A 24102-nucleotide genomic window follows, 5' to 3' on the forward strand; every position below is an offset into this window, starting at 1 on the left:
TAGAGTTAGCTCAAAGTTTAGTTTTCTAGAAAGGAAGAAAATTGATGGATACCTATTCAATCAGCGAAGTAGCAAAAAAATTAAATCTTACCACGTATACCTTACGTTACTACGATAAAGAGGGGTTAATACCTTTTGTCAAACGCACACCAAGTGGAACTAGACAATTTAGAGACTCCGATGTCGAAGCCTTAAAAATAATTGAATGTCTAAAATCTACCAGTATGCCTATAAAAGAGATCAAACATTTTATTGATTGGTGCTCTATGGGAGACTCTACGCTGCAAGAAAGATACGATATGTTCTTAGAACGCAAAGCTATAGTAGCAGCACAGATCAAAGACTTGGAGCAAGCTATGGAGCTTCTCGAACATAAGTGCTATTATTACAAAACAGCCCTTGAGGCCGGTACAGAAGATGTTCACCAGACTAAAAAAATAGAGGTTCCCCATCACTAGAAAATCTATTTCAAACCATTCGACTAGAAAAGGTTAATTAGTTGAGCAATTATTTCTGAATTCCTCTATCTTATTGACCATTGCTCAATCCTAGCAACTATTCTATCAAGCTTGAAAGGATCTGTTCAAAAATGGAGATCGAAAATGTGCTTAGAATTAAGACTAGACAAGATTTAAGAGATTGGCTTGAGATACATTCAGCAACAGAAAATTTTTGTTGGGTGATCATCAATAGGGCTGCTGGAACCTATCTTGTTCAGTACTTAGACATTGTTGAGGAAGCATTGTGTTTTGGTTGGATCGATGGCATCAGGAAAAAGATATCTGATACCGAATTAGCGCAACGAATCTCCCCGAGAAAGAAAAAAAGTAACTGGACAGAATTAAATAAAGAAAGAGCAAGAAGATTAGCTAAATTGGGTTTGATGAAAGACAGCGGCCTGAAAGTTCTTCCCGATATGCAGCCTGAGTCTTTTTCTATCGATCAAGTTATTGAAAATCGTTTGAAAGAAGATGACCAGTTATACCAAAACTTCATTAACTTTCCTGACCTGTATAAAAGGATCAGAGTGGAGGCAATACAAGGTTATAAACATGACCCTGCTATTTTCAATAAACGATTGGACAAGTTCATTAAAAATACAAAACAAAATAAAATGTATGGCCAATGGAATGATAATGGGCGCCTACTCGATTATTGATGATATCCACCTAGTTATTAGAATACAACGACAAAATCTTGTATGTGAAATTTACTTAGAAGCCTCTCTAGTTACTCAATAAATGTGAAAAGAGGACGCACTCTTTTCTATTTGATTACAAAAAAAGCTTTGATATTATATATATCAAGGCTTTTTCACACGCAAATTTTTTCTGTTTTATCACCCTGATAAATAGTCATCAGAAGGACAGCAATTTAAATTTCATTTCAACCCTTTTCTTATTTTTGGTGCTAATAAAAGATAGATAATACTGCTTAGAAGTAAAACAATTCCAGCGTACATAAAGATTTGTCCCCAAGTTCCCGTTTGAGACAAGATAATATCATTCCCTTTATAGGCCCAATAGAAGGGATTCCAATAAAAGAATTTTTGCCATTTATCTCCTAGCATCTCAATTGCTAGTACACCTGCAATCAAAGGCAAAAATAAGAGTTTGATACTGCCAGCGGCACTCATAATATCTTTATTTGTAACCCCTTGGATAAACCCTACAATGATACTGAGTAAACTAGTTACCAATAAAATAAGTAGTAATTGCACTAGATTTATTTCGCTAAATCCGGTAAGCATAATTAACGCAATTGATCCGAACAGTGTAAAAATAACACCTATAACACTCTTACCTAAAATAAAGGTTGATCTACTTGTTGGTGTTACATTGATTGCACTTAAGGTGTTTTCTACTTTCTCCTCAACGATATTTAGAGCAATCAACATTCCAGCAAGTATCGATATAAAGAGTATCGAAATATTCACCAGTATCTTCTTGAGAGGCGGAACCGTTCGTCCAAACTCAATGATTTCGCTAGTTGAATCTTCTACATTCATATCTAGTTCATAAAAGCTGGTCAATAATTTTGCGTATTCAACGACACCTTCCGGTTCATCTCCTTGTGTCATTAAATAGTAGCCATCATTTTCAGGAATGATACCGATAATAGCATCTCTCTTTTCAACTCTGTCCTTTATTTCAGCTGTATTTTCGAACAGTTCTATCTTAGCAAATTGCTCTAAATATTCTACTTGGACCGTATTTCCTCCTTTTATTAAAGCCAGATCAACAGTCGTATCATTTATCCCTGGTGAAAAAACATTGATCAATACCGCGAATAAGATGGGAACCACCAGTATATAAAGAGAAATGAAATCTTTTGAATTTACTTTTAAGTCCCGCTTGAAAATGATCCATATTTTATTTAGCATACTTGATCCTCCTTACCTTAAAAGTGTTTTTTTGTATCTGCTATTTGAAAGCATGAATAAAATAGATCCAGCAATTAAAAAGCCCCCTGATATGGTTAAAACATATGCCCAATCATTATTCCCAAGGAGGACTGACTTGAATCCTTCTAGCATTTGATAAGATGGGATCAATTTTATAAAACTTGGACTCCAACTTGGGATAAGATACGCGATATTCGGGATAATCATGAGCATCATAAAGACATAAATAGCTCCAAATGCTTCCATAATATTCCTATAGAAACTAGCTATCAACAATCCAAGTGAGGATGAAAAGAAAGCTGTACTAATTAATAGGGCTAATAATAATAAATAGTCTGGTTTAAACCTCATGATCGGAAGAAGAACAATAAAGCTTGATACGATACTAGTCACCATGATCACGCCTATTTTGCTCAATAAATAGTGCCAGACAGGAGATGGTGTCAGCGCGTAAGCTTTTATGACCCCTTCTTGTTTATCCAAAAAGATATAAGCCGCTATAATAAACAACCCCATAAGAGCTCCGTTAAATACTAAGACTGACGGCATCATATTTTCTTTATCTGACAGAGACAATGCAGATGTCGTAGAAAGGGGTCTGACATCCTGGCTGTCCATAGTTGTTTCTAGCGTTTCACTTGATTCGACATGGAGTATTTTCAACAAATTTTTAAATTTATCTGATTCATAGCCTTGCAAGTAGTATTGATACGTTAACTTTTGTTCGCTATCCATTGTAATCACCGCAGCCACTTTTCTTTCTTTATCTGCCAGATACTCAGCGTCTTCTCGGCTGTTCAATAGATAAATTTCTTTGTCTTCTGTGGTGTATAAAGAAGCCTGCTTTTCTTTTTTATCAACCTCTATTTTTACAGCTTCAGACTTGCCATCTAAATCTTCAGCGGCTATTGCTTTTAAATAGACCTCACTTGCTTGATTTGGCATATCTAAGTAGAGGTATTCTGATGCTTTATTATTAAAATTATCCGGAACTGCAAATAGGAAGATTACTACTATTAAAACAGCCATAAATAATTCAATGTAAAAGTAAAAACCTCTAGAGGCTATTTTCAACTCCTTTATAAAGCTTGAAAAGAGTTTCATCTTAAATAAGCCCCCTTCCAGTGACCTTGATAAAGATTTCTTCTAGTGTTGCTTCCTTTGTATGCATCGTTTGTATTTCATGGTTTTCAATAATTTTCTGAAGCAACTTTTTGTCTTCTGTAAGCACGGTAGACAACGTTTCTTTGATTACCTTTCCTTTTTCTAAATACTCTATATCTACTAACTTAGCGCCATATTGCAATTTAAGGTTTTTTGGAGAATCGATCAACTTGATTTCTCCGTCAACAATAAACGCTACTCGGTCGCAAAGTTCATCGGCAATAAACATATTATGGGTCGTTAAAAATATCGTAACGCCTTCTTCATTTTTTTGCTTGATGATATCTTTAATATCTGCAGCAATTGCTGGATCAAGACCCGTAGTAGGTTCATCTAAAAACCAAAGATCAGGATTATTTATCATAGAGCGTGCAAATGTAAGTCTGTGTTTCATTCCCTTTGAAAATTCTCCCGCCTTAACATTTTCTTTTCCTTCTAACCCCACAAGCTTCAAAAGCGTCATTGGATCGATTGTGGGAACATCGAATAACTTCCCATAAAATGCCAGATTTTCTTTAGCGGTTAATTTGCTATAGACATTTGACTGTTCAAAACTCATACCTATTTTGTTAAAGCAATCTTTTGAAGGATCCTTTATATCGTAACCCGCAACAGACACCTCGCCCTTTTGCAACTCTAAAAGACCCGTCAGGATATTTTGCGTCGTTGATTTACCTGCACCTGAGGGCCCTAAAAAGCCAAACACCTCACCTTTTGCAACTTCAAAACTAACATCTTTCACTTGATACTTGCCGTCATTATTGTATGAATGATATAAATTTTTAACACTGATCATAGAAAACAGTCCTCTCATTAAAAGATTAGTTTGATTTGTAGAAGCTCGACTTAAGGATAGTTATATAACTTAAAAATTCTTTTTCAATGAACCGATAATCAAATTCCCTCTGGCCTTTTTGTATTTCTAGTCTAACTTCATCGCTATATTTTTCTAAGGTCCATCTGATGATATCGATTGCTTTTTTCACATCTACATCTTCTTTAAAAAGAGCATAATCAACATTTTTGGTATAGATTTCACTATAAAGTTCTAACGGAAAATCAGGGTTTATACGCATGATTTCATCAGCTGTTTTCTCTTTAAATACGATCAGGGAAAAGTCGGTTAGATAGGGATATTTTTGAAATACTTTAAGTTTGATCAATGCTATTTCTTTTAATCGTAAGATGATATCTTTTTGCTCCCAATCTAATCCCTCAATGATACTTTCCATAATGACTTTGATCACAAAATATTCTAAGTAGTTATATAATTTTTCTTTATTGCCAAAATAATGAAACAATAGCCCCTTAGATATAGCTGCATCTTCGACGATCGTATTCGTTGAAGCTTTTTGGAATGTATTTACACTAAATTCTTTCATCGCACTGTTAATGATTCGTTCCTTTTTTTCAGGGTCTACATTTATTAATAATTCTTCCATTTCTTTATCCCTTCTTTGATAATCATTTTTTGACTACTTCGGTCAATTCGATTATAACTTATTTTGACTAAATTGGTCAAAATATTTCACTAACTAGAGCACATAAAGTTAAAAAATTTGTAGTTTAAAGGCAACTACCCACCTCTTTTTTTATGAACTGGATCTGCATCATATTCTTCAATCAAGATAAGTTTTTTTGTGGCCTCAGGACTTCTTCAACTAAAAAGTAAGCGTTTCATGTTACACTGTGACTAGATTTTGATTATAAATATACTTTGAGAAAGGAAGACAGCAATGACAATGAAAGATGTACAATTAAATTCACACTATCAACTTTTGATTAATGGAGAATGGACTTCTGGTACCGGAGATAAAAAAATAACTGCCTATAATCCAGCTAATGGAGAAAAATTGGCAGATATTGTAAATGCTACTAATGAAGATGTTGATGCTGCAGTTGCAGCAGCTCAGGAAGCATTTAAAACCTGGTCTCACACTTCTGTTAAAGAACGTTCTGCATTACTCCTTGAGATTGCCGATCGGATCGAAGCAGAAGCTGATCGCTTTGCTATGATCGAAACACTAGACAACGGGAAACCAATCCGGGAAACGGCTGGGGCAGACATTCCTTTAGCCATTGATCATTTCCGTTATTTTGCTGGCGTTATCCGTAGTGAAGAAGACACTGTCAAAATGATCAACGATAATACGATGTCAATCATTATACGCGAGCCACTTGGGGTCATCGGACAAATTGTTCCATGGAACTTCCCATTCCTAATGGCGGCTTGGAAGCTTGCTCCAGTAATCGCAGCGGGTGATACATCGGTCATTAAACCTTCCTCTACTACTTCTCTAAGTGTGTTAGAACTAGGAAAAATCTTTAAAGATGTTTTACCACCAGGAGTGATAAACATCATTACTGGAAGTGGTTCTGATACAGGAGAATATTTGCAACACCATAAAGGCTTAGACAAACTGGCCTTTACCGGTTCAACTGAGGTAGGACGTCAAATCGGAATTTCAGCAGCAGAAAATCTGATCCCTGCTACTTTGGAATTAGGTGGTAAATCAGCTAATATCTTCTTTGATGACATGGATATGGATCAAGCGCTTGAAGGTGTGCAGTTAGGCATTTTGTTCAATCAAGGACAAGTCTGCTCTGCCGGTTCTCGTATTTTTGTGCAAGAGTCTGTCTATGATGAATTCATGGAACGCTTGAAAGAGGAGTTTGCTAAAGTTAAAGTCGGCATGCCTTGGGAAGAACATACGATGATGGGTGCTCAAGTCAACGAAAATCAAATCAAAACCATTGAAAAGTATGTCACAATTGGAAAAGAAGAAGGCGCTAAAGTGATCACCGGAGGAAGCCGTTATGATGAGGGTGACTTGTCACAAGGAGCATTCTACAAACCTACACTACTTGAAGTAACAAATGACATGCGCGTAGCACAAGAAGAAATCTTCGGCCCAGTTGGGGCAGTTATTAAATTTAAAGACGCCGATGATGTCATCGCGATGGCTAACAATAACGAATATGGGTTAGCAGGCGGTGTTTGGACAACTAACTTGAATACTGCATTCAAAGTAGCTCGCGGCATTCGTACCGGTCGCGTATGGGTAAATACTTATGCCAGTTTTGAGGCTGGGGCACCATTTGGCGGTTACAAGAATTCAGGTATCGGTCGCGAGACGCATAAAATGATTCTCAACGCTTATACCCAAACCAAAAATATTTATCTAAATTTAAACGAAGGCCGTCAAGGAATGTACTAATAGACAACTGAAAAACACTTGAAGATTCCGATAGTCTGGGTCTTCAAGTGTTTTATTGTATTTAAACAGTAACGATTCGATTAGTTGCGGACGGTCTTTCGTAATGCTACAGTTGCAGTAACTTACACACAACGAGGGAGGAATTTTTGTATGAAAGCAATCGCAATTGAAGCATTTGGTTCAGCCGAGCAATTAAAGGAGGTAGAAATGGCTAAACCTTCGATCAAGGAGCATCAAGTACTGATTGAAGTCCATGCCTTTTCTATCAATGCCATAGATTGGAAAAGACGCAGTGGGAAAATGGGCGGCAAGTTGCCTCTTGTTCTTGGCGGAGATGTCGCAGGAATTATCAGCGAAGTCGGCGCAAAGGTGACCGATTTAAAACCTGGTGATCGTGTTTTTGCAAACGCGGCTAGGACCTATGCTGAATTCACTAAAGCACGAGCTGAAGTTACAGCAAAAATCCCCGACAATCTTTCATTTGAAGAGGCTGCTTCTATTCCTTTGACCGGCCAAACCGCCTGGGAAGCTTTAGTGGAGCAAGGACAATTACAAGCTGGAGAAAAAGTTTTGATCCATGCAGGCGCAGGCGGAGTGGGATCATTAGCGATTCAGATTTCCAAACACTTCAATGCCTATGTAGCAGCAACTGCGAGTGAAAAAAACCAAGAATTTTTAACTTCTTTAGGTGTAGACCGTTTTATTGATTATAGAAATGAAGATTTTGAACACGTACTAACTGATTTTGACTTAGTCCTCGACCCAATTGGCGGAAAAACACAAGAAAAAAGTTTTTCTGTGCTCAAAAAGGGCGGCCGCTTGATTTCTTTAGTTCAAGAACCTGACCAAGAAAAAGCTGCTTCTCTGGGCATCACTGGGACTTATTTTAGTATGGCTCCTACTGGTGAACGTTTGCAAAAATTAGCCCAATTACTAGCTTATGAAGCCATTAAACCGATAGTCACTCAAACATATACCTTCACACAAGAAGACCTTCGAAAGGCACATGAGCAGATTGAGACCGGCCATACTAGAGGGAAAATCGTGATCAAAGTAAACTAACTAATTTTTATAGCCCATTTTAAAAAAAGAACCATCCTTTTTTGTCATTATTATATGACAGAATGAAATGGACCCTGTGTCAAGGACATTTTAAAAAAGAGACCTCATGAAACACTCAATAAAAGCTGCTCCCTGTAATGAACAGGGGGCAGTTTTTTCAGATTCCATTGTCCACGTTCATTGTTGTAATAGTCCATATAATCAGTCACAATTGCTCGAAGTTCTTCCAAATTCCCACAATCTTTATACTCTATTTCATCTTTCAAATGTCCAAAGAACGACTCTTGTGGAGCGTTATCCCAACAGTTCCCTCTTCTGGACATGGATTGCCCTAACTGATTATCAGCCAATTTCTTATGGAATTTAGGGCTGGTGTAATGGACTCCCTGATCTGAATGGATAAAGGCATCTTTATGTAGCGTTGTGCTATGGGCACTCATTAATAAATCAACCGTTGTTAATGAAAGATCAAGTTTTAAACTGTCAGACACATAGTGAGCTAGAATTTCTTTCGTTGTTCCATCTTTTACAGTTGATAAATAACCTATAAACCCGCCGGTTCCAGGTAAATAAGTGATATCTGTTAATAAAACTTTATGGGCTATTCCTTGATCAAACTGACGTTTCAACTTGTTCTCAACAGTGCTGTGTTCTTTGGTGGCTTTTGCCATTCTTTTATAGGGGTTTGCTTTACGAATAGGACAGAAGATATTAAATTTCCTCATCAGGCGCTGTACTTTTTTACGATTGACGGTAATGCCCAGAACGTTTAGGAAGTACATTACGATACTTCGAGAACCTTTCTCGTAACCACGGTAGTTATAAGCTTCTTCAATTTGAGTTCTCCAGACTTGATCTTCCTCATCACGTGCATTTCTACTGTCTAAACTTTTAACATAATTGTAGTAACCTGAACGAGAAACACCCAACGCTTTACAGGCATCTATGAGGGTTCCTGTATAGGAACCCTTGGTTTTCATTTCATGGATCCTTGAAAAGATTCTGCTAATCTTTTCGCTGTTTTCTGGCCTCCTTTCGCTCCATTCTGATTTTTTTAACAAGTCATTTTCTTGTCCTAATAATAGGATTTTGGCCTGTAACTTTTCAATTTGTTGTTCAAGTGTTAATGGTGTTTTTCGAGGTCTGCCTGAACAATCTTGTCGTGTATCTTTCAATGCCAAAACACCATTATCACGGTATCTTTTTCGCCATTTACCAGCGAATGATCTTATCCTACTTTTACCAATCATTTCCGGATCAAATCCAGCTTCAATAAATAGTTGCTTAGCCGTTTTTGAACCCAATGATTCTGAAACAAAGTAGCGTTTAAACTCATCGGAATAAGTAATACTTTTCTCCGATACATTTTTAACGTATGGGTTTGCTTTTAAAATTTGAATTTGTTCTGGTGTAAATGTTAATTTTGACATTTATCCGCTCCTTTCTGCACGAAGTGCAAGTATTAACCTATTCTTCTTTATATCAGTATACAAAAATAGACCCTATAGAGAGCACCTTTTTTTGGTGTCCATTCTATAGGGTCCATTTTAGAAAGGGATGGTCTTTTTTAATTTCATTATTTTTCTTCTTCTAATAATTCTTCTTCAGAATCATAACCTAAATCATCTAATGTTTCAGCCAACTTATCAGCCGGAATAGTTTGATCTTCAGTTGGTTCTGCCGGTGTACCATGGACATTTCCGTGCTCTGATTCTGGTTCATAGGAATAATCAGCTTCATGTTCCGTATCAGCTTTGTCCATGTAGTCTTCTTTCAAGTCTTGGGCTTTTTCTACGCCCTTTTCTTTCAGGTCGTGACCTTTTTCCATACCAGTATCTTTTGCTTCAGTGAACTTATCTTTTATGTCTGTCCGTAATTCTTTCCCAGACTTCGGTGCAAACAATAATCCAGCTAACGCACCTGCTATAGGTAAAACAATTAATTTCGCTAGTCTCATTCGTTTCATTTTTTCTGGCATTGCATTAGTGACTACCTTTGCGAGCTTCTCATCAGTCTTCTTCTTCGATTTAGCCAACTCATGTGTCCCTGGAAAATAATCTTTAGCCACATCGAACGCGTCATGTGCCTGTTCTTTACTCATATTGATTAATTTTGATGCTTTCATCTTATTCGTGCTCCTTTCAATCTTTATTTCCCTATCTTTCATCTACTTATCGTATAAGTATTTCTATAAACATCATATAACACAAAAGGCATTGTCCAAAACAAAAGGCATTAAAAATAGAAGAAAACGATGCATTCGATTGATTATGCAAAGTCATCTATTGATAACTTTCTGTGTTAAATTTATTTTATAGAACTGAACCTGTTTTTAAAAAAATAAATCAAAAAAATTTCTAGTCAGAACAGAAATGAATCTGTCTTTTTTAGAAATTTTTTTATTTTCTTTTCACATGATAAAAAAAGCATTCAACGCTGCTTATTTAGCTTTTGATCGATAGACTTCTTTACTTAGTTCATATAATTCAATTGCCATTTTCCGTCTATCTTTATGCGAAACAATAGGCGCTGGGTAATCTTTACCAATGATCACACCAAAACTGTCCTGTTCAGCAACTGATAGCTTTGAAGGGTCATGTATTTTTTTATTGTTGATTTCACGTAGTTCAGGAACGTATTGTTTTATATACAAACCATCTTTATCAAAGCGTTCTGACTGTGTAGTAGGATTAAAAACCCTAAAATAAGGAGCGCTATCAGCGCCAGTCGAGGACGCCCACTGCCAACCGCCAATGTTATTAGCACTGTCATAATCAATAAGATGCTCTTGAAAATGACGTTCCCCCCATCTCCAATCGATCAATAAGTCTTTCGTTAGAAAAGAAGCTGTTATCATACGTAAGCGATTATGGATCCAACCGGTTTCTTTCAATTGCCTCATAGTCGCATCAACAATCGGGAAACCCGTTTCACCTTCTTTCCAGCGATCAAAAGCCTCTTCATTATTGTCCCATGAAATATAATCAAACTCAGGGTTGATCGCTTCATTTTTTTGATTAGGATAAGAAGTATAAATCATATTATAAAAGTCTCTCCACGCGAGTTCTTTTATAAATGTTTCTTTGCCTTGAAAACCTTCAGCCTGGCTAACACGATCGTAAACGGTTCGAATTGAAATTTCACCTGTTCTTAAATAGTGAGACAAATGGCTTGTTGCATCTTGAGATGGATAATCTCTTGCTTCATCATATTTCTGTAAGTTATTTTCTACGAATGTATCTAAACATTCTTTCGCAGCAACACTCCCAGTTTGAATAGTTGTCATACGAGGGTGTTTTTCTATAAACGATTCGAACCTTAACTTGTCTTCTTTGAATAAAGAACTAGTAACTATTTTCTTTTCATCAAACTCGACCTTGATCATACTTGGTTTAGAATACTCTTTCCATTTATTAAAGTAAGGTGTAAAAACCTTGTAAGAAGTCTGGGTATTTGTTTTTACTTCATGAGCCGAATGGAGATAATGATCATGAAAAGCATGGGTCCTAATACCAAGGTCATATAAAATACTATCCGCCAGTATATCTCGTTTCAATCCATAACCATTTTCGTCCCTATTTACATATATATCCGTCCACTCTGGAAATTTTTTCTTTAGTTTCGTGAAACAATCTGTTAGATTCCCAAATGACAAATGAAGTGTCGCGCCACGATCGTCTAGTGTTTTTCTAAATGTTTCTACACTTTTAAAAAAAGCAGCCTCATTTTTAGAGGTCTCATTTAACAATTGTTCTGAGTTAACATGAAATAATAAAATCAATGAATCAGCTTCCTCTAATGCATGTTTAAGTGCAGTATTATCTTCCACTCTCAAATCTCTTCTAAACCACATGACTGCTACCAATTTATCTCCCCCAAATGATTAAAATCAATTGTTCTAAAATCTGTACGTTCTCATAGTAAGTTTACTTAATAACTAACTTAAATCCATTACTTCTGAAAAATGATAGTCAAATCTATCATACTCACTTAATAAAATCAAAAGCTAAGAAACGGGCTTTAAAAGTTATTCTAGATGATAAACGAAAAAAACATCAGATAAACGTCCTATCTTAAATAAAAAAGTTATCCTCCTTAAAGGGCTTTTTTTGATGAAATAAATACTTGGAACAGATAAACTACTTGAAATTAAAATTCCTAAAAGTTGTTTCCCATCAAAAAAACTCCTTTAGCTATGGATCATCAACCTTGTCTAGATCCATAGCTTTTTTAGCAAAGATCGTTATCAAAATATATTCGATGCAAAAAGGAGGGTTGCATTATGTCACCCCTCCTTTTTTATTGAATATTATACTATTAACTCATTAAGTCTTTTATTTAACTTGTCATCACTAGCATACATATATAATCCATGGACACCACGTTTCATCAATACATTAATCGAATTTAAAATGATTTCTTCTTTCACTTTTTCAAATTCATGAAGTTCTAAATCAGCTCTTTTTCTAAAAGCTTCTGTGTCCTTATATTTTGATGTGTCAATTTTTAATCTGCCTGTTTTTTCATCATAAGAAATTGATGGGCCTAGTATCACTCCTACATAGTTCAAATCAAATCCTTGAATTGTATAAATTGATCCAACTTCATTGATCGTATCTTTGTGTTCAGCCCACGTATCTTTGTAGCCTGTTCTATTCCATGGTAACCTAAAAGTACCTTCTTCTATAAAGTAATCTTCCCCATCTTTTTTATGGATATAGTCAAATGTAGAGACTATCCTTGAGAGTCCTACTTCTTTACTTTTTTGCTGAATAGCTTGATACATCTCTTCTGCATCACTAAAGAACTTCAATTCAAAGGAAGAATCACTGGTATTTTTGATTTCAGGGATAGGAAGAATCTTCTTATTGACAAAAGCATCCATCCAATCAATTATTTCATCATCCGCTTGTATCCTAAACTGCGTTGTAAGTTCAAATGTATCACTTTGATAATTATTTTTTATTTGTTTTATTTTTTCTTCATTCCAATAACTTTTTATCTTTAAAACCTGTTTACTATCATAAACGACAACTGTAACTTTGCTTCTTTTAATTATCTCATCTAATTGATTTTCATAACTAAAGTTATTATAATTATCCTCTTTTGATAACAATAGATGTGCTTCATCCACAAAAACAATATCTGCTTCTTCAATACTTCCTTTATCAATTTTATTGATAAAGGAAGTTGGCTTTAAAAAGTTTTTCTTTTTTAAATTTGGTAAGCTTTCAGATATCTTTTCATATGTTTTTTTCATTTCTGAATGATTGATCAATAAATAATTTTTAGATTTATAAAATGTTGAGTCTTTTTCGGTTGCAAGGTCCTGTAATGTATTAAAGGTTGAACTCAATACAACACTTTTACCTGTACCAGCATCTCCTTCAACAAAATAAACAAACTTTGTGTTATCATTGATATGTTTTTCGCAAATATTGATGATCCGTTCTTTTAATTCTAATTGCTCTTCTGAAAGTTCTTTATAAGGAGATAGTTTAAATACATCTTTATTTTTTAATGTTTCAATATCATCGTTGACCAACTGTTCTTCTTTTAATACCGACCATAACTCTTGAAAGATTTCATTATTGTAATAGCTCTTTTGGTAGTAATCATGCACACGATTACTGGCTGTTTGGCTTTTATTCTGTAAACTAAATTTGCCATCCGCAATAAAATAATTAATTAAATTTGTTTCTATATTATATGTAGCCGATTGATTAAACTTTTTATGCCCAACAATTAAGATTTCTTCTAACTGTTTTCTAGATGAATTTTTGTAATGTTCCTGCATTCTTCTTTTTGCATGAACGGTTTGACCAATATAAGCAATCTGTTTATTTGAATTTTTTTTATATAATATGTATACGATTGGGAAATTTTTAAAATCGCCTAGCTGAATTTTTTCAATTCCTTCTTCGTTAAAAGAAAATATTTCACTTTCAAGTATATCTCCCATTGTCTCACCTATTATTCTTTCTTTTTAAGTACGTTAGTAATAGTATTATATTATCACACAATTTTTAACTGCGTAGTATAAATAAAGAACAATAAGTTATTTAAAAAGGAGTTCATTATGGATAAAGATATTATTGATAGTGTAAAGAATTTTAGAGAAAATAGAAATTGGAGTCAATTCCATAATCCAAAGGATCTCGCTATTTCCATTTCTCTTGAAGCATCAGAACTACTTGAAAACTTCCAATGGAGCGGAAAAGACCTTCATGCCGAAAAGAAAAGACAACAAATTAAAGAAGAGTTGGCAGATGTACTTATCTATTCTATTATGATGGCAGATACGATGGATTTTGAATTATCAGAAATCATTTCAGAAAAATTAAAAATTAATAACCAAAAGTATCCAGTAGAGAAAGCCTTTGGAAAAAAAGATAAGTATACTGAATTATAAAAAGTAAGAAACGCTTTATGCTTGTATGATTCAAGATATTATTTGACTAAAGCCATTGTCCAAATCACTAGTATTTCCCAAGGTTCATAATATTAATAATCAAATAAATTGAGTCAAAAAAATAAAAAAGGTTATATTTCTCACTAGAATACTAAGTACTTAAATAAAAAATTGGCTAGTGTGAGTACGTTTAAATACCGTATCCATACTAGCCAATCAGCAGTTTAATATAAGAATCTAATTTCTGAAGGTACCGAAATTTTCAGTTTCAGTCTATCTGTATTTTAATAGCAAATGATTTATTTAGGTGTAGTTAGAGAATAACTCTTCTAGCCAAGAATTTTTTCAATCGTAGAGTACATTTCTACTGATATCTGTCAATCCATCGATTTGATTGCAAAATCAGATATTATTACAGTTCTCCAGTGATAAACTGAGCTTTTCCGTATCCAAATGACCAATCTTCATCATTATTTTCTACAATAGAAATAAGAACATCCTTAGGATCGATTTCATTTCTTTCTTTAAGTTTATCAGTTACAAGTTGATAAAATCTCAACTTGCTTTCTTTTGTTCTCTTACGGCTGACAACAGTAATAGCTATCGCGTTTTTTGTTCTTGTAAATCCTAAACCAGTATCCCCTAGGATCATTTCATTTTCTTTATGTTGATTGACAATTTGATATCGATCCCCAGCTGGAACCTCAAAAGCTTCAACAACAGCTTCATGTAAATTGTCTAATAATGATTTTAATTCAGCTGCTTCTTTAAAATCAAATAAATCGATTTTTATTAATGGCATATTTTTATCTCCTTTATTAATATTCGTTATGTTTATACACTTTAGTGCCACATTACTCTAAAAAACAAACAAGTACAAGTAACTTAATGGTTATTTGCTCGTCATGTTCTAGGCTAGTTATGTTTAATAGACTTACAATAGTCGCCTATTCACATATTTATAAAAAAAACGATAATTATTTTTAAAACATTTGATAACTATTATTTATTCTCTGTATATGACTTATTATTTGAAGTACGCTAAACAGATATTTCCGTTCAAATTGATTTTTTTATTCATTAAATTCATTATTAGATTAAACTATTATCATACTAATTTTTGTTTTTTTCATTTTTTAAAATAAGATTTATAAATATTTTATACACTTCTTCTTCAGTTTTAAGCGTATAGATCACCTCAGTACTTGCTGCTACTACTTGTATTGTTAAAATTTTTTCTATAATAATTTTTCCATCCGTATACATTTTATTGCTTCTTTATCTATATTAATTAAATAAAATCATTACCAAAAACAAGTGTTTTTGGTAATGATTTTACAGAAGATACTACAGTCAAAACCCTTAAGTTTTGACTGTGATGTCCTGATTTAAGTACCTTATGAGGTAAGGGGAAATGCTGATTGTTCGATAGTTATATATAGTCAATTCATATATTTTTATAGATTGTTCCGTTAAACCTTCCGTGGGTATATATAGTTAAAATATACCATTGTTATACTTATATATATTAGCCTGAATAATTCATACTTTTTCTAAAACGCTCTGGAAAAACTGTTCTAACGCTAGTTTGAGTTAATTTTCTCAGCACCCTTTGGGTGTGCAAAAAGAACCCCAATCTGCTATGGTTAAAGCGACTAAACCTAACCAAAGAAAGGGGTTCTCTCTATGGCAACTTTACATGAAAATCGTTTGCTTTTCAATTCAAACATTACGGTATCTCACTCTGGGGGTAATTTATCCTCAGATTCCGGATTGATATTAGTTAAGGAATTCATGCACACCATTAATTTCTCTAACATTTTGAAACAAACCCTCACTATTAACGATGATCGACTTTACTATAACCATGCTAATCATTCAATTATTGAACAAATCCTTTTTCAATTGATTGCTGGATATCAAACGGATTCTTCGGCTGACGTTTTATCAAAAGATCCCATTTTCCAGAGTCTATTAGCTAAAGAGCAACTCGCTTCACAACCGTCTATTTCTCGTTTATGGGATCGGTTAAGTCAAGAAAACATTTCCCAATTACAAGAAGTCAATCAAATCCTGATTGATAAAGTTCGTACTGCTCGTAATACAACTGAAATGATTTTTGATCTAGACTCAACACATTCGGATACCTTTGGCAATCAGGAGAAGTCGAATTATAATGCCCATTACCAAACGAATGGCTATCATCCACTTGTTGCCTTTGAAGGTCTGACTGGCGACTTTTTGAAAGCAGAACTTCGTTCTGGTAATGTGTACACATCCAATGGTGTTGCAGATTTTGTCCGACCACTTTTTGACCATTACCAAGAAACCGTACCTGTAAGTTCCATTCTAGTGCGTGCAGATAGTGGTTTTGCAACTCCTGAATTATATGAACTGTGTGAAAAACGTCAAAATTTTTATATTGTTCGATTGAAATCGAATCGCAACTTAGGAAAAATCGCTGAGCAATTTGTATCTATAAATGATCAGCAGGATTGGGATAAAAAAGAAGTTCACTACGCTTCTACACTCTATCAAGCGAAGAGCTGGACACATCCACGAAGAATTTGTATTAAATCTACGCGCGAAGCAACCGAATTGATTGCTCGACATGAATTTATCATAACCAATTTATCAGAGAACCTTTCTGCAGAAGCGGTCTTTCAAACCTATTCTAAAAGAGGCACCATGGAAAATTATATTAAAGAGGCCAAAAATGGATTTTATTTCGATAAAACCAACAGTCCTCGTTTTTTAGAAAATCATGCACGTATGATGGTGAGTGTACTAGCTTACAACATCGTCAATTTTATGCGTACTCTTTGTTTTACGAAAGAAACCAAAGGTTTTCAAGTTTCAACTATTCGTTTGCTCTTATTTAAAGTAGCGGGTAAACTTGTTCATTCTGGACGAAAAACCTTTTTAAAACTCAGTTCCTATCACGTTTACCATGAACTTTTCCATAAAATTTTGCGGAATATTCAGCATTTCAAATGGCAGTAACACTCACACCTAATGGAATAGTTTAAAAAAAAAGGCTAATTTCAAGGGGTTAGTATGCCTAAAAATCTTAATTTTCTGACAAAAAAATGAGTGACTTGGAAATTTGAAGTAAAATAAGTAAACCTAACAAACTAATGACCTGAAAGAAGTGAAAAATGCACCAATTATTATTTTTTTTAAAAGTATGAATCATTCAGGATTAGATATCTCATATTCTTTCTCGAAAATGGAATAATATGACTCTAACTTCCATTTCTGATATAATAGACCAGTCATGCTATTTCTCAGAGAAACTATATACTTGTTCGGATCAGGTCGATTTTTGAAAGATAGTCAGACTCTTGTATGCTAAACCAACCTAATCCGAAACACATTTACAAAAATCAAATGCATGTATAACATGCCGAGGGAGAACAACTTGTTATTTAATGAATTAGAATTAAACCAACACCTATTGCACGCACTGAAAGAAGCAGGCTATACGAAAGCAACGCCTATCCAAGAGGATGCCATTCCGCATCTGATGAACAACAAAGACTTGTTGGGTTGTGCCCAGACTGGTACTGGTAAGACAGCTGCCTTTGCCTTACCCATTCTTCAAAATATTATGGAAGAAAAAACAGTTGGAAAAGGTGCCATCAAAGCCTTAATCCTTGCTCCTACCCGTGAACTTGCCATACAAATCGGTGAAAGTTTCCAAATATACGCTAAATACCTTCCATTGAATATCCAAGTAATTTTTGGTGGCGTTTCCCAGAATCCTCAGACAGCCACGCTGAAACGCGGAACGGATATCCTAGTCGCGACGCCAGGCAGACTATTGGACCTTATCAGACAAGGATTTGTCAAGCTGAACCAGGTTGATTTCTTCGTCTTGGATGAAGCCGATATGATGTTGGATATGGGGATGCTACGTGATGTACGCCATATTATCCGCGAATTGCCTAAGAAACGTCAGAGCATGTTCTTTTCAGCAACGATGCCGAAAGAAATCGAAAAACTTGCAGGAACCATTTTATCAAACCCGGTAAAAGTGGTGGTCAATCCGGTTTCATCAACTGTTGAAGTCATCCAACAGAGCGTTTATCACGTAGCCAAGACCGACAAAACTAACCTACTTATCTATCTTTTGAAGAATAAGCAGGTTGAGCGCTCTCTAGTCTTCTCCAGAACCAAGCATGGCGCCAACAAAATCGTCAAAAAACTTTTGCAAGCGGGTTTCTCCGCCGAAGCGATTCACGGCAACAAGTCCCAGAATGCGCGTCAGCAAGCTTTAGAAAACTTCAAGACCATGAAAACTAGCGTTCTCGTAGCGACAGATATCGCAGCCCGTGGTATCGATGTGCCTGAGCTTTCGCAAGTTATCCAATTTGACTTGCCTGAAGTTCCAGAAACCTACGTTCACCGTATCGGCCGTACAGGACGCGCAGGGCTAAGCGGAAAAGCTATCTCTTTCTGTGATGAAACAGAATCAGACTTGTTGCGCGACATTGAAAAACTTAGTAAGAGGAAAGTTCCAGTCATAAAAGACCATCCTTATCTGTTGAAAGAAGGCACTCAAGCACCAACACAGCAGGCGAGAAAAACAGTTTCCACGCGTAATAATGGAACACAATCAAAAAAGAAACAAGGTCGAAGAGGCGGTCAAAAAGCTGCACAAAGGCCTCGTGTACAAACGCAAAAAACACGTAAAGTAACTGGTTGAAAAAGCCACCCACTTGTACATCGGTAATGACTTAGTTGAAGTAGAGGAAATCATCAATTTACAATCAAAGAACATACAAATAAAATACACTCCCACTACTGAACCATTTGTTCAGTAGTGGGAGTGTATTTATTTGGAAAGTTTTTTTCTCCAGCTTCTTAATTTGTCTATGGAATCATATTTTTGGCGATCAAATTTTAACTGAATCAGTTGTCGATCGGTTTATTCATCATTCGCATCCCCTAATGGTAATTCACTGTTTAAAGAATTGAAAGCTTTAACTATTTTCTCAATAGTGAACCCATAATTTTCAATAATTGTTTCACCAGGAGCACTTGCTCCAAAGGTGTCGATTCCGTATGCCAGACCGTCTAAACCAACATAACGTTCCCAGCCGAATGTAGCACCCATCTCGATTGACATTCTGGTACGCACTTCAGAAGGAAGAACGCTTTCTTTATAAACGTCTTCTTGTTTTTCGAATAAATCAAAGCTTGGCATTGAAACAACGGAAACATCTTTTCCCTGTTTTTTAAGTTCTTCTTGAGCCTTTAAAGCCAAATGAACTTCTGAACCAGTCGCAATCAAAATCCCTTCAGGTTTTTTGCCTTCTTGAGAAGACAATATATAAGCTCCCTTTTGAACAGAAGATTGTGCCAATTTCTCTGTATTCTGCAATATTGGCAAGTTTTGACGTGTTAATACTAAAACAGTTGGATGATCATTAGAAGTCAATGCTAATTTCCAAGCAGCTACTACTTCATTTCCATCAGCTGGACGGATAACCGATAAGTTCGGCATGCCTCTCAAACTAGACAACTGTTCAACCGGCTCATGAGTTGGCCCATCTTCTCCTACAGCCACTGAATCATGTGTAAAGACATACGTTACTGGCAAGTTAGAAATGGCTGCAAGACGAATAGCTGCTCTCAAGTAGTCTGTAAAGACAAAGAATGTCCCAACATAGGTTTTTGATCCCCCATGCAGAGCAATACCATTTGCCGCTGCCGTCATTGCAAATTCTCGCACGCCATACCAGATATTACGTCCTTCGTATTGACCAGGCTGAAAGTCTTTTTCTCCGTCAATCATTGTATTATTAGACGAGGATAAATCAGCTGATCCACCCCACAAATTAGGAACATTTTTAGCAATCATATTTAATATTTGACTGCTTGTTTTCCGAGAAGCAGCTGATTGATCTGATACATTAAAAATTGGTAGTTCACTATCCCAGCCAACTGGCAGTTTACCAGATAATGCTAATTCAAATTGGTTTGCTAGATTTATATGTTCTTTTTGGTATTTCCCTAAAGTTTCTTCCCATTCTTTTTCGGCTTTTTCACCTGTTTCTTGCATAGTTTGTTGGAAACGTTCAGCAACTTCAGCTGGAACAAAGAAATCTTTGTATTCCCAACCATAAGCTTTCTTAGCAGCTTTGATTCCTTCGGTTCCTAGTGGGGCTCCATGAACTTTATTCGTCCCTTCATCTGGAGCACCAAAACCAATAACTGTTTTTACTTCAATTAATGTAGGTTGGCGAGTATTTTTTTTTGCTTTTTCAATAGCCTGATTGATTTCATCCAAATTATTGCCATCTTTAACTAGAATATGTTCCCAATCATAAGCCTCGAATCGTTTGCCTACATTCTCTGTGAAAGCTTTAGAAGTAGGTCCATCTAAAGAGATATCATTTGAATCATATAAGACAATCAGCTTGCTAAGTTTCAAATGGCCAGCCAAACTAGCCGACTCTGCAGAAACACCTTCCATCAAGTCTCCATCACCGCAAAGTGCGTAGGTATAATGATCAATAACTTTATGACCTGGTTTATTGTATGTTGCTGCAAGATGAGCTTCTGCCATTGCCATTCCGACACTATTTGCAATTCCTTGGCCAAGAGGACCAGTTGTAGCTTCCACTCCGTCGGTATTGTGAACTTCTGGGTGGCCAGGTGTCTTACTTCCCCATTGACGGAATTGTTTCAGGTCATTTATTGATACATTATAACCTGACAAATGCAGCATGCTGTAAAGAAGCATAGAACCGTGGCCAGCCGATAAAACAAAACGATCACGGTCAGCCCATTGTGAATTTTTAGGATTCGCTTTTAAATGCTTAGTCCATAATACATATGTCATAGGAGCTGCACCCATAGGCAAACCGGGATGTCCAGAATTAGCCTTTTGAATTGCTTCTATACTCAATGTACGAATTGTATCTATTGCTAGTTGATCTGTTTTATCGAACAAATTAATCATCCTTTCGTTTCCTAAATCTCATAATTTCCACAAACTAATTGCTAATAAAAAGAAACACAGCGTAAAATGAAGCGAAATAAATATCGCTTCATCCTACTTTATTTTCCTAAAGTATAATCTTACTTATTTTAGTTTACTTCAACAGTTTTTTTTCTTTCTTTGCTCGTTAAAGTTAGCCCAATCATGATGGCTAAAACAGCAAATATTCCAGCGACTACAAGCGTTTTCCCTCCCATTTTTCCTAGTACTCCTAAGAATAAACCTGAAATTGCAAAGTCAGTATCAGAGAAAGTAGATCCTGCAAAACCTAAATCTCCTAGCACAGGGAGTAATAACATAGGTAAGAAACTAATTAGCATACCTTGAATGAATGAACCTAGTACAGCACCTCTCAAGCCTCCTGAAGCATTTCCTATTACACCTGCTGTTGCGCCACAGAAGAAATGAGGAACTACACCTGGCAAAATGATAACTCCACCTGTAAAGATCATAATGATCATACTTAATATACCACCAAGGAAACTTGAAAAGAATCCAATCAATACTGCGTTGGGCGCATAAGGAAAAATGACTGGGCAATCCAATGCTGGTTTAGCATTTGGAACTAATTTTTCTGAGATTCCTTTAAATGCAGGTACTATTTCTGCTAATATCAAGCGAACACCAGCTAGGATAACGAAAACTCCTGCAGCAAATGATCCTGCTTGTTGTAAAGCAAAAATTATATGATTTGTACCACCACTCAAGTTCTCACGAATATAAGCCCCACCTGTAAATATAGCAACAATCACATAAATAAAAGCCATAGTAATAGCAATACTAACTGTAGAATCTCTTAAGAATCCTAATCCTTTAGGAAAGTTAATATCTTCAGTAGATTTTTCTTTATTACCGAACACTTTTCCAACATAACCGCTTAATGCATATCCTACTGCACCAAAGTGTCCTAAAGCTACATTATCATTACCTGTCAGTTGTCGCATAAATGGCTGTACGATTGCTGGAGATAGTGTCATTACTATACCAACGACTAAACCGCCTAATAAAATTAATGGTCCTGAAGTGAAACCCATTACTGATAAGATTACTGCAACCATACAAGATAAATATAACGTAATATGTCCTGTTAAGAATATATACTTGAACTTTGTAAAACGTGCAATTACAATATTGGAAATCATTCCTGTCAACATAATTAGCGCTGTTACTGTTCCATATTTAGTTAAAGCTAACGCAACAATGGCTTCATTATTAGGAATGATCCCTTGCATATTAAAAGCTACCTGGAACATCTCTCCGAACGGTGCTAGTGCTGATTCAACTACTCCAGCTCCTGCTGTTAGAACTAAAAACCCTACAAAAGTTTTAACTGCACCTTTAACAACATCTGCTGTACTTTTCTTTTGCAATGACGGTTTGTCAAATTAAGTGCAACACCTTTTCCATAAACGCTTCGTATGGTGTTTTCCAGTCCAGGCATTTTCTGGGCCGATTATTAATCAAGGAAAGAGCTTCTTCAACTTCCTCTGTGAGAATGGTATCAAAATTCGTTCGTTTTGGGAAAAACTCCCTGAAAAGGCCATTACTATTTTCATTACTTCCTCTCTGCCAAGCAGCGTACGCATCAGCGAAGTACATTGGAATGTTCAACTCTGATTCAATCACGGTATAACAGGCAAATTCTTTTCCTCTATCCGTTGTAAAGCTTTGAAAGGCTTCTCGTGGATAAAGAGCATGAAGAGTTCGAATGGCTCGCTCCATTGACTTTGCGGAACGATCCGGTATAAGAATGGCTTTATACCAACGGGTTTGACGTTCTACAAAGGTGGCAACACAGCCCTTCGCTTGACCACGACCTGAGACAACAGTATCCAACTCCCAATGACCAAAAGTCGTGCGTTTTCTGATTTCTTTTGGCCGTTTGGAAATCGGTGTGCCGACAACAAATCGACCTCTTGTTTCCTTTGGTTTTTGACGCTTCCCTTTCTGACGCAAGACCGTCAAAGGCACGTCAAGCAAACCGGCATAAATCCAGCGGTAAATGGTTTTGAAGGTCAAGGATCCTTGAAGTAAACGGCCACTAATTTGTTCTGGAGACCACGTTTGATCCAACTTTTCTTGGATAACTATTTTTAGCGAGGCTGTTAGTTTAGAATGAGCCCCGCAGGCAGCTTTCCTTTGATTATAAGATGTTTGAGCTTTTTCCGCTTGGTAGTTTGGGTTTCGTTGGCATTCTCTAGAAACGGACGAGGGAGAGCGATTTAGCTTTTTCGCAATTGTACGAATGGACATCTTAAGTTCAAGATAGACTTCTATTTTGGAACGTTCGGTTATGGTAAAATGAGTGTAGCTCATGACAACTCCTCCAATCGAATGGTAGTGTGGTAACTTCATTCTATACGAGGACGTCATGGGTTTCTTTTATTTCGTCTTGGGTGTTGCACTTAATATTACAATTCATCCAATACTAAACCTAATATAGCAATCAAAGCAACCAACAAAGCAGGTGTACTAGCTATATCTATAATTAACTTAAGTGCTCCATCCATATTAAACACTCCCTTTTCTTATTAATTCAAGTTAAATCAAGCCTTTATCCTTACAAGCTTGTTTTACCTTCTCACGTAATTCATTCATATCAATGATACTCTTAAGAACTCTTACATCTCCTAGATCTTTAGCAGCATCTTCTAAATCTGCTCCCACAAACCAGACGTCTGCAAGACCGAAAGCAGTAGATCCCATATCGTAATGTTCTACCTCTACTTGTGAGCTATCAATCTTTAACTCTTTTAATACAGTTTCAATATTCATTTCCAACATAAAACTAGAACCCAGTCCTGAACCACATGCTGTAGCAAATTTAATCATT

Annotated in this window: 21 protein-coding genes and 1 pseudogene; 8 read left to right on the forward strand and 14 right to left on the reverse strand. The window is 35.8% G+C overall.

From position 1 onward, the window contains the following. The first annotated feature begins 44 nt into the window (after window positions 1–44). On the forward strand, window positions 45–458 hold the full coding sequence (locus BR50_RS04445) for a MerR family transcriptional regulator (RefSeq protein WP_034546653.1): 414 nt from the start codon (window positions 45–47) through the stop codon (window positions 456–458). 131 nt (window positions 459–589) lie between these two features. After that, window positions 590–1159 carry a YdeI/OmpD-associated family protein gene (locus tag BR50_RS04450; RefSeq protein WP_034546655.1) on the forward strand — a complete coding sequence of 190 codons (570 nt, stop codon included), beginning with the start codon at window positions 590–592 and terminating at the stop codon, window positions 1157–1159. Between the two features lie 222 nt (window positions 1160–1381). Here the strand turns inward: BR50_RS04450 and BR50_RS04455 are convergent, their stop codons facing one another. Genes BR50_RS04455 through BR50_RS04470 form a run of 4 tightly spaced genes read right to left on the reverse strand, consistent with a single transcriptional unit; the run spans window position 1382 to window position 5010 of the window. After that, window positions 1382–2383 (reverse strand): ABC transporter permease, encoded by a 1002-nt coding sequence (locus tag BR50_RS04455; RefSeq protein ID WP_034546657.1) that lies wholly within the window; start codon window positions 2381–2383, stop codon window positions 1382–1384. A gap of 12 nt (window positions 2384–2395) precedes the next feature. Next, window positions 2396–3508, reverse strand: a complete 1113-nt coding sequence (locus tag BR50_RS04460) for an ABC transporter permease (RefSeq protein WP_034546659.1) — start codon at window positions 3506–3508, stop codon at window positions 2396–2398. A 1-nt stretch (window position 3509) separates the two neighbouring features. Further along, entirely contained in the window at window positions 3510–4364 is an 855-nt protein-coding gene (locus BR50_RS04465) for an ABC transporter ATP-binding protein (protein ID WP_034546661.1), read from the reverse strand. 25 nt (window positions 4365–4389) lie between these two features. After that, complete coding sequence (locus BR50_RS04470; RefSeq protein ID WP_034546663.1) at window positions 4390–5010, reverse strand: TetR/AcrR family transcriptional regulator; 621 nt, start codon at window positions 5008–5010, stop codon at window positions 4390–4392. A gap of 294 nt (window positions 5011–5304) precedes the next feature. Between BR50_RS04470 and BR50_RS04475 the strand changes: the two genes are divergently transcribed. Both BR50_RS04475 and BR50_RS04480 read left to right on the forward strand, forming a co-directional pair. Then, window positions 5305–6786: an aldehyde dehydrogenase family protein gene (locus tag BR50_RS04475; RefSeq protein WP_034546665.1), complete on the forward strand. Its 1482-nt coding sequence runs from the start codon at window positions 5305–5307 to the stop codon at window positions 6784–6786. Window positions 6787–6936: 150 nt separating this feature from the next. After that, the gene (locus BR50_RS04480; protein ID WP_034546667.1) at window positions 6937–7848 is read left to right on the forward strand and encodes an NADP-dependent oxidoreductase; all 912 of its coding nucleotides are present in this window, start codon (window positions 6937–6939) and stop codon (window positions 7846–7848) included. A gap of 104 nt (window positions 7849–7952) precedes the next feature. Here the strand turns inward: BR50_RS04480 and BR50_RS04485 are convergent, their stop codons facing one another. From BR50_RS04485 to BR50_RS04500, 4 genes are all read right to left on the reverse strand, one after another. Next, window positions 7953–9278 (reverse strand): IS3 family transposase, encoded by a 1326-nt coding sequence (locus tag BR50_RS04485; RefSeq protein WP_034545653.1) that lies wholly within the window; start codon window positions 9276–9278, stop codon window positions 7953–7955. A gap of 146 nt (window positions 9279–9424) precedes the next feature. Next, window positions 9425–9973: a YtxH domain-containing protein gene (locus BR50_RS04490; RefSeq protein ID WP_034546669.1), complete on the reverse strand. Its 549-nt coding sequence runs from the start codon at window positions 9971–9973 to the stop codon at window positions 9425–9427. A 315-nt stretch (window positions 9974–10288) separates the two neighbouring features. Continuing rightward, a complete protein-coding gene (locus BR50_RS04495; RefSeq protein WP_034546670.1) occupies window positions 10289–11713 on the reverse strand; it encodes a cryptochrome/photolyase family protein in 1425 nt (474 codons plus the stop codon). Between the two features lie 444 nt (window positions 11714–12157). Then, the gene (locus tag BR50_RS04500; RefSeq protein WP_034546672.1) at window positions 12158–13810 is read right to left on the reverse strand and encodes a DUF2075 domain-containing protein; all 1653 of its coding nucleotides are present in this window, start codon (window positions 13808–13810) and stop codon (window positions 12158–12160) included. Window positions 13811–13927: 117 nt separating this feature from the next. Between BR50_RS04500 and BR50_RS04505 the strand changes: the two genes are divergently transcribed. Further along, window positions 13928–14260: a nucleotide pyrophosphohydrolase gene (locus BR50_RS04505; RefSeq protein ID WP_034546674.1), complete on the forward strand. Its 333-nt coding sequence runs from the start codon at window positions 13928–13930 to the stop codon at window positions 14258–14260. Window positions 14261–14672: 412 nt separating this feature from the next. Here BR50_RS04505 and BR50_RS04510 read toward each other — a convergent pair whose 3' ends face one another. Both BR50_RS04510 and BR50_RS12725 read right to left on the reverse strand, forming a co-directional pair. Further along, window positions 14673–15062, reverse strand: coding sequence for a tautomerase family protein (locus BR50_RS04510; protein ID WP_034546676.1), 390 nt, complete (start codon window positions 15060–15062; stop codon window positions 14673–14675). A gap of 311 nt (window positions 15063–15373) precedes the next feature. Continuing rightward, entirely contained in the window at window positions 15374–15526 is a 153-nt protein-coding gene (locus BR50_RS12725; RefSeq protein WP_156097499.1) for a hypothetical protein, read from the reverse strand. Window positions 15527–15946: 420 nt separating this feature from the next. Here BR50_RS12725 and BR50_RS04515 point away from each other — a divergent pair, with 420 nt between their 5' ends. The 3 genes from BR50_RS04515 (at window position 15947) to BR50_RS12970 (ending at window position 19240) form a co-directional block, all read left to right on the forward strand. Continuing rightward, on the forward strand, window positions 15947–17263 hold the full coding sequence (locus BR50_RS04515) for an IS1380 family transposase (protein WP_034546678.1): 1317 nt from the start codon (window positions 15947–15949) through the stop codon (window positions 17261–17263). 418 nt (window positions 17264–17681) lie between these two features. Beyond that, window positions 17682–18968, forward strand: a complete 1287-nt coding sequence (locus BR50_RS04520; RefSeq protein ID WP_034546680.1) for a DEAD/DEAH box helicase — start codon at window positions 17682–17684, stop codon at window positions 18966–18968. Window positions 18969–19075: 107 nt separating this feature from the next. Then, window positions 19076–19240, forward strand: coding sequence for an ATP-binding protein (locus tag BR50_RS12970; RefSeq protein ID WP_245792750.1), 165 nt, complete (start codon window positions 19076–19078; stop codon window positions 19238–19240). Here the strand turns inward: BR50_RS12970 and tkt are convergent. The 4 genes and pseudogenes from tkt to BR50_RS04540 all read right to left on the reverse strand — a co-directional run bounded on the left by tkt (window position 19191) and on the right by BR50_RS04540 (window position 24101). Continuing rightward, complete coding sequence (gene tkt, locus BR50_RS04525) at window positions 19191–21230, reverse strand: transketolase (RefSeq protein WP_178377436.1); 2040 nt, start codon at window positions 21228–21230, stop codon at window positions 19191–19193. The two genes, BR50_RS12970 and tkt, sit on opposite strands and share 50 nt — an antisense overlap. Window positions 21231–21358: 128 nt before the next feature. Continuing rightward, window positions 21359–22639: pseudogene (gene ulaA / locus BR50_RS04530) on the reverse strand (PTS ascorbate transporter subunit IIC); the annotation flags it as partial. A gap of 10 nt (window positions 22640–22649) precedes the next feature. Next, the gene (locus BR50_RS04535; RefSeq protein ID WP_034546361.1) at window positions 22650–23585 is read right to left on the reverse strand and encodes an IS30 family transposase; all 936 of its coding nucleotides are present in this window, start codon (window positions 23583–23585) and stop codon (window positions 22650–22652) included. A gap of 225 nt (window positions 23586–23810) precedes the next feature. Continuing rightward, complete coding sequence (locus tag BR50_RS04540; protein ID WP_034546683.1) at window positions 23811–24101, reverse strand: PTS sugar transporter subunit IIB; 291 nt, start codon at window positions 24099–24101, stop codon at window positions 23811–23813. Window position 24102: the final 1 nt, after the last annotated feature.

The sequence above is a fragment of the Carnobacterium alterfunditum DSM 5972 genome (genome assembly GCF_000744115.1).
In the GTDB taxonomy this organism is placed as follows: domain Bacteria; phylum Bacillota; class Bacilli; order Lactobacillales; family Carnobacteriaceae; genus Carnobacterium_B; species Carnobacterium_B alterfunditum.

Coding starts and splice junctions, on each gene's coding strand:
- tkt (WP_178377436.1), bottom strand. CDS start 21,230: ATGATTAATTTGTTCGATAAAACAGATCAACTAGCAATAGATACAATT.
- BR50_RS04480 (WP_034546667.1), top strand. CDS start 6,937: ATGAAAGCAATCGCAATTGAAGCATTTGGTTCAGCCGAGCAATTAAAG.
- BR50_RS04510 (WP_034546676.1), bottom strand. CDS start 15,062: ATGCCATTAATAAAAATCGATTTATTTGATTTTAAAGAAGCAGCTGAA.
- BR50_RS04505 (WP_034546674.1), top strand. CDS start 13,928: ATGGATAAAGATATTATTGATAGTGTAAAGAATTTTAGAGAAAATAGA.
- BR50_RS04485 (WP_034545653.1), bottom strand. CDS start 9,278: ATGTCAAAATTAACATTTACACCAGAACAAATTCAAATTTTAAAAGCA.
- BR50_RS04445 (WP_034546653.1), top strand. CDS start 45: ATGGATACCTATTCAATCAGCGAAGTAGCAAAAAAATTAAATCTTACC.
- BR50_RS04470 (WP_034546663.1), bottom strand. CDS start 5,010: ATGGAAGAATTATTAATAAATGTAGACCCTGAAAAAAAGGAACGAATC.
- BR50_RS04460 (WP_034546659.1), bottom strand. CDS start 3,508: ATGAAACTCTTTTCAAGCTTTATAAAGGAGTTGAAAATAGCCTCTAGA.
- BR50_RS12725 (WP_156097499.1), bottom strand. CDS start 15,526: ATGTATACGGATGGAAAAATTATTATAGAAAAAATTTTAACAATACAA.
- BR50_RS04455 (WP_034546657.1), bottom strand. CDS start 2,383: ATGCTAAATAAAATATGGATCATTTTCAAGCGGGACTTAAAAGTAAAT.
- BR50_RS04475 (WP_034546665.1), top strand. CDS start 5,305: ATGACAATGAAAGATGTACAATTAAATTCACACTATCAACTTTTGATT.
- BR50_RS04450 (WP_034546655.1), top strand. CDS start 590: ATGGAGATCGAAAATGTGCTTAGAATTAAGACTAGACAAGATTTAAGA.
- BR50_RS04540 (WP_034546683.1), bottom strand. CDS start 24,101: ATGATTAAATTTGCTACAGCATGTGGTTCAGGACTGGGTTCTAGTTTT.
- BR50_RS04515 (WP_034546678.1), top strand. CDS start 15,947: ATGGCAACTTTACATGAAAATCGTTTGCTTTTCAATTCAAACATTACG.
- BR50_RS04500 (WP_034546672.1), bottom strand. CDS start 13,810: ATGGGAGATATACTTGAAAGTGAAATATTTTCTTTTAACGAAGAAGGA.
- BR50_RS04490 (WP_034546669.1), bottom strand. CDS start 9,973: ATGAAAGCATCAAAATTAATCAATATGAGTAAAGAACAGGCACATGAC.
- BR50_RS04465 (WP_034546661.1), bottom strand. CDS start 4,364: ATGATCAGTGTTAAAAATTTATATCATTCATACAATAATGACGGCAAG.
- BR50_RS04535 (WP_034546361.1), bottom strand. CDS start 23,585: ATGAGCTACACTCATTTTACCATAACCGAACGTTCCAAAATAGAAGTC.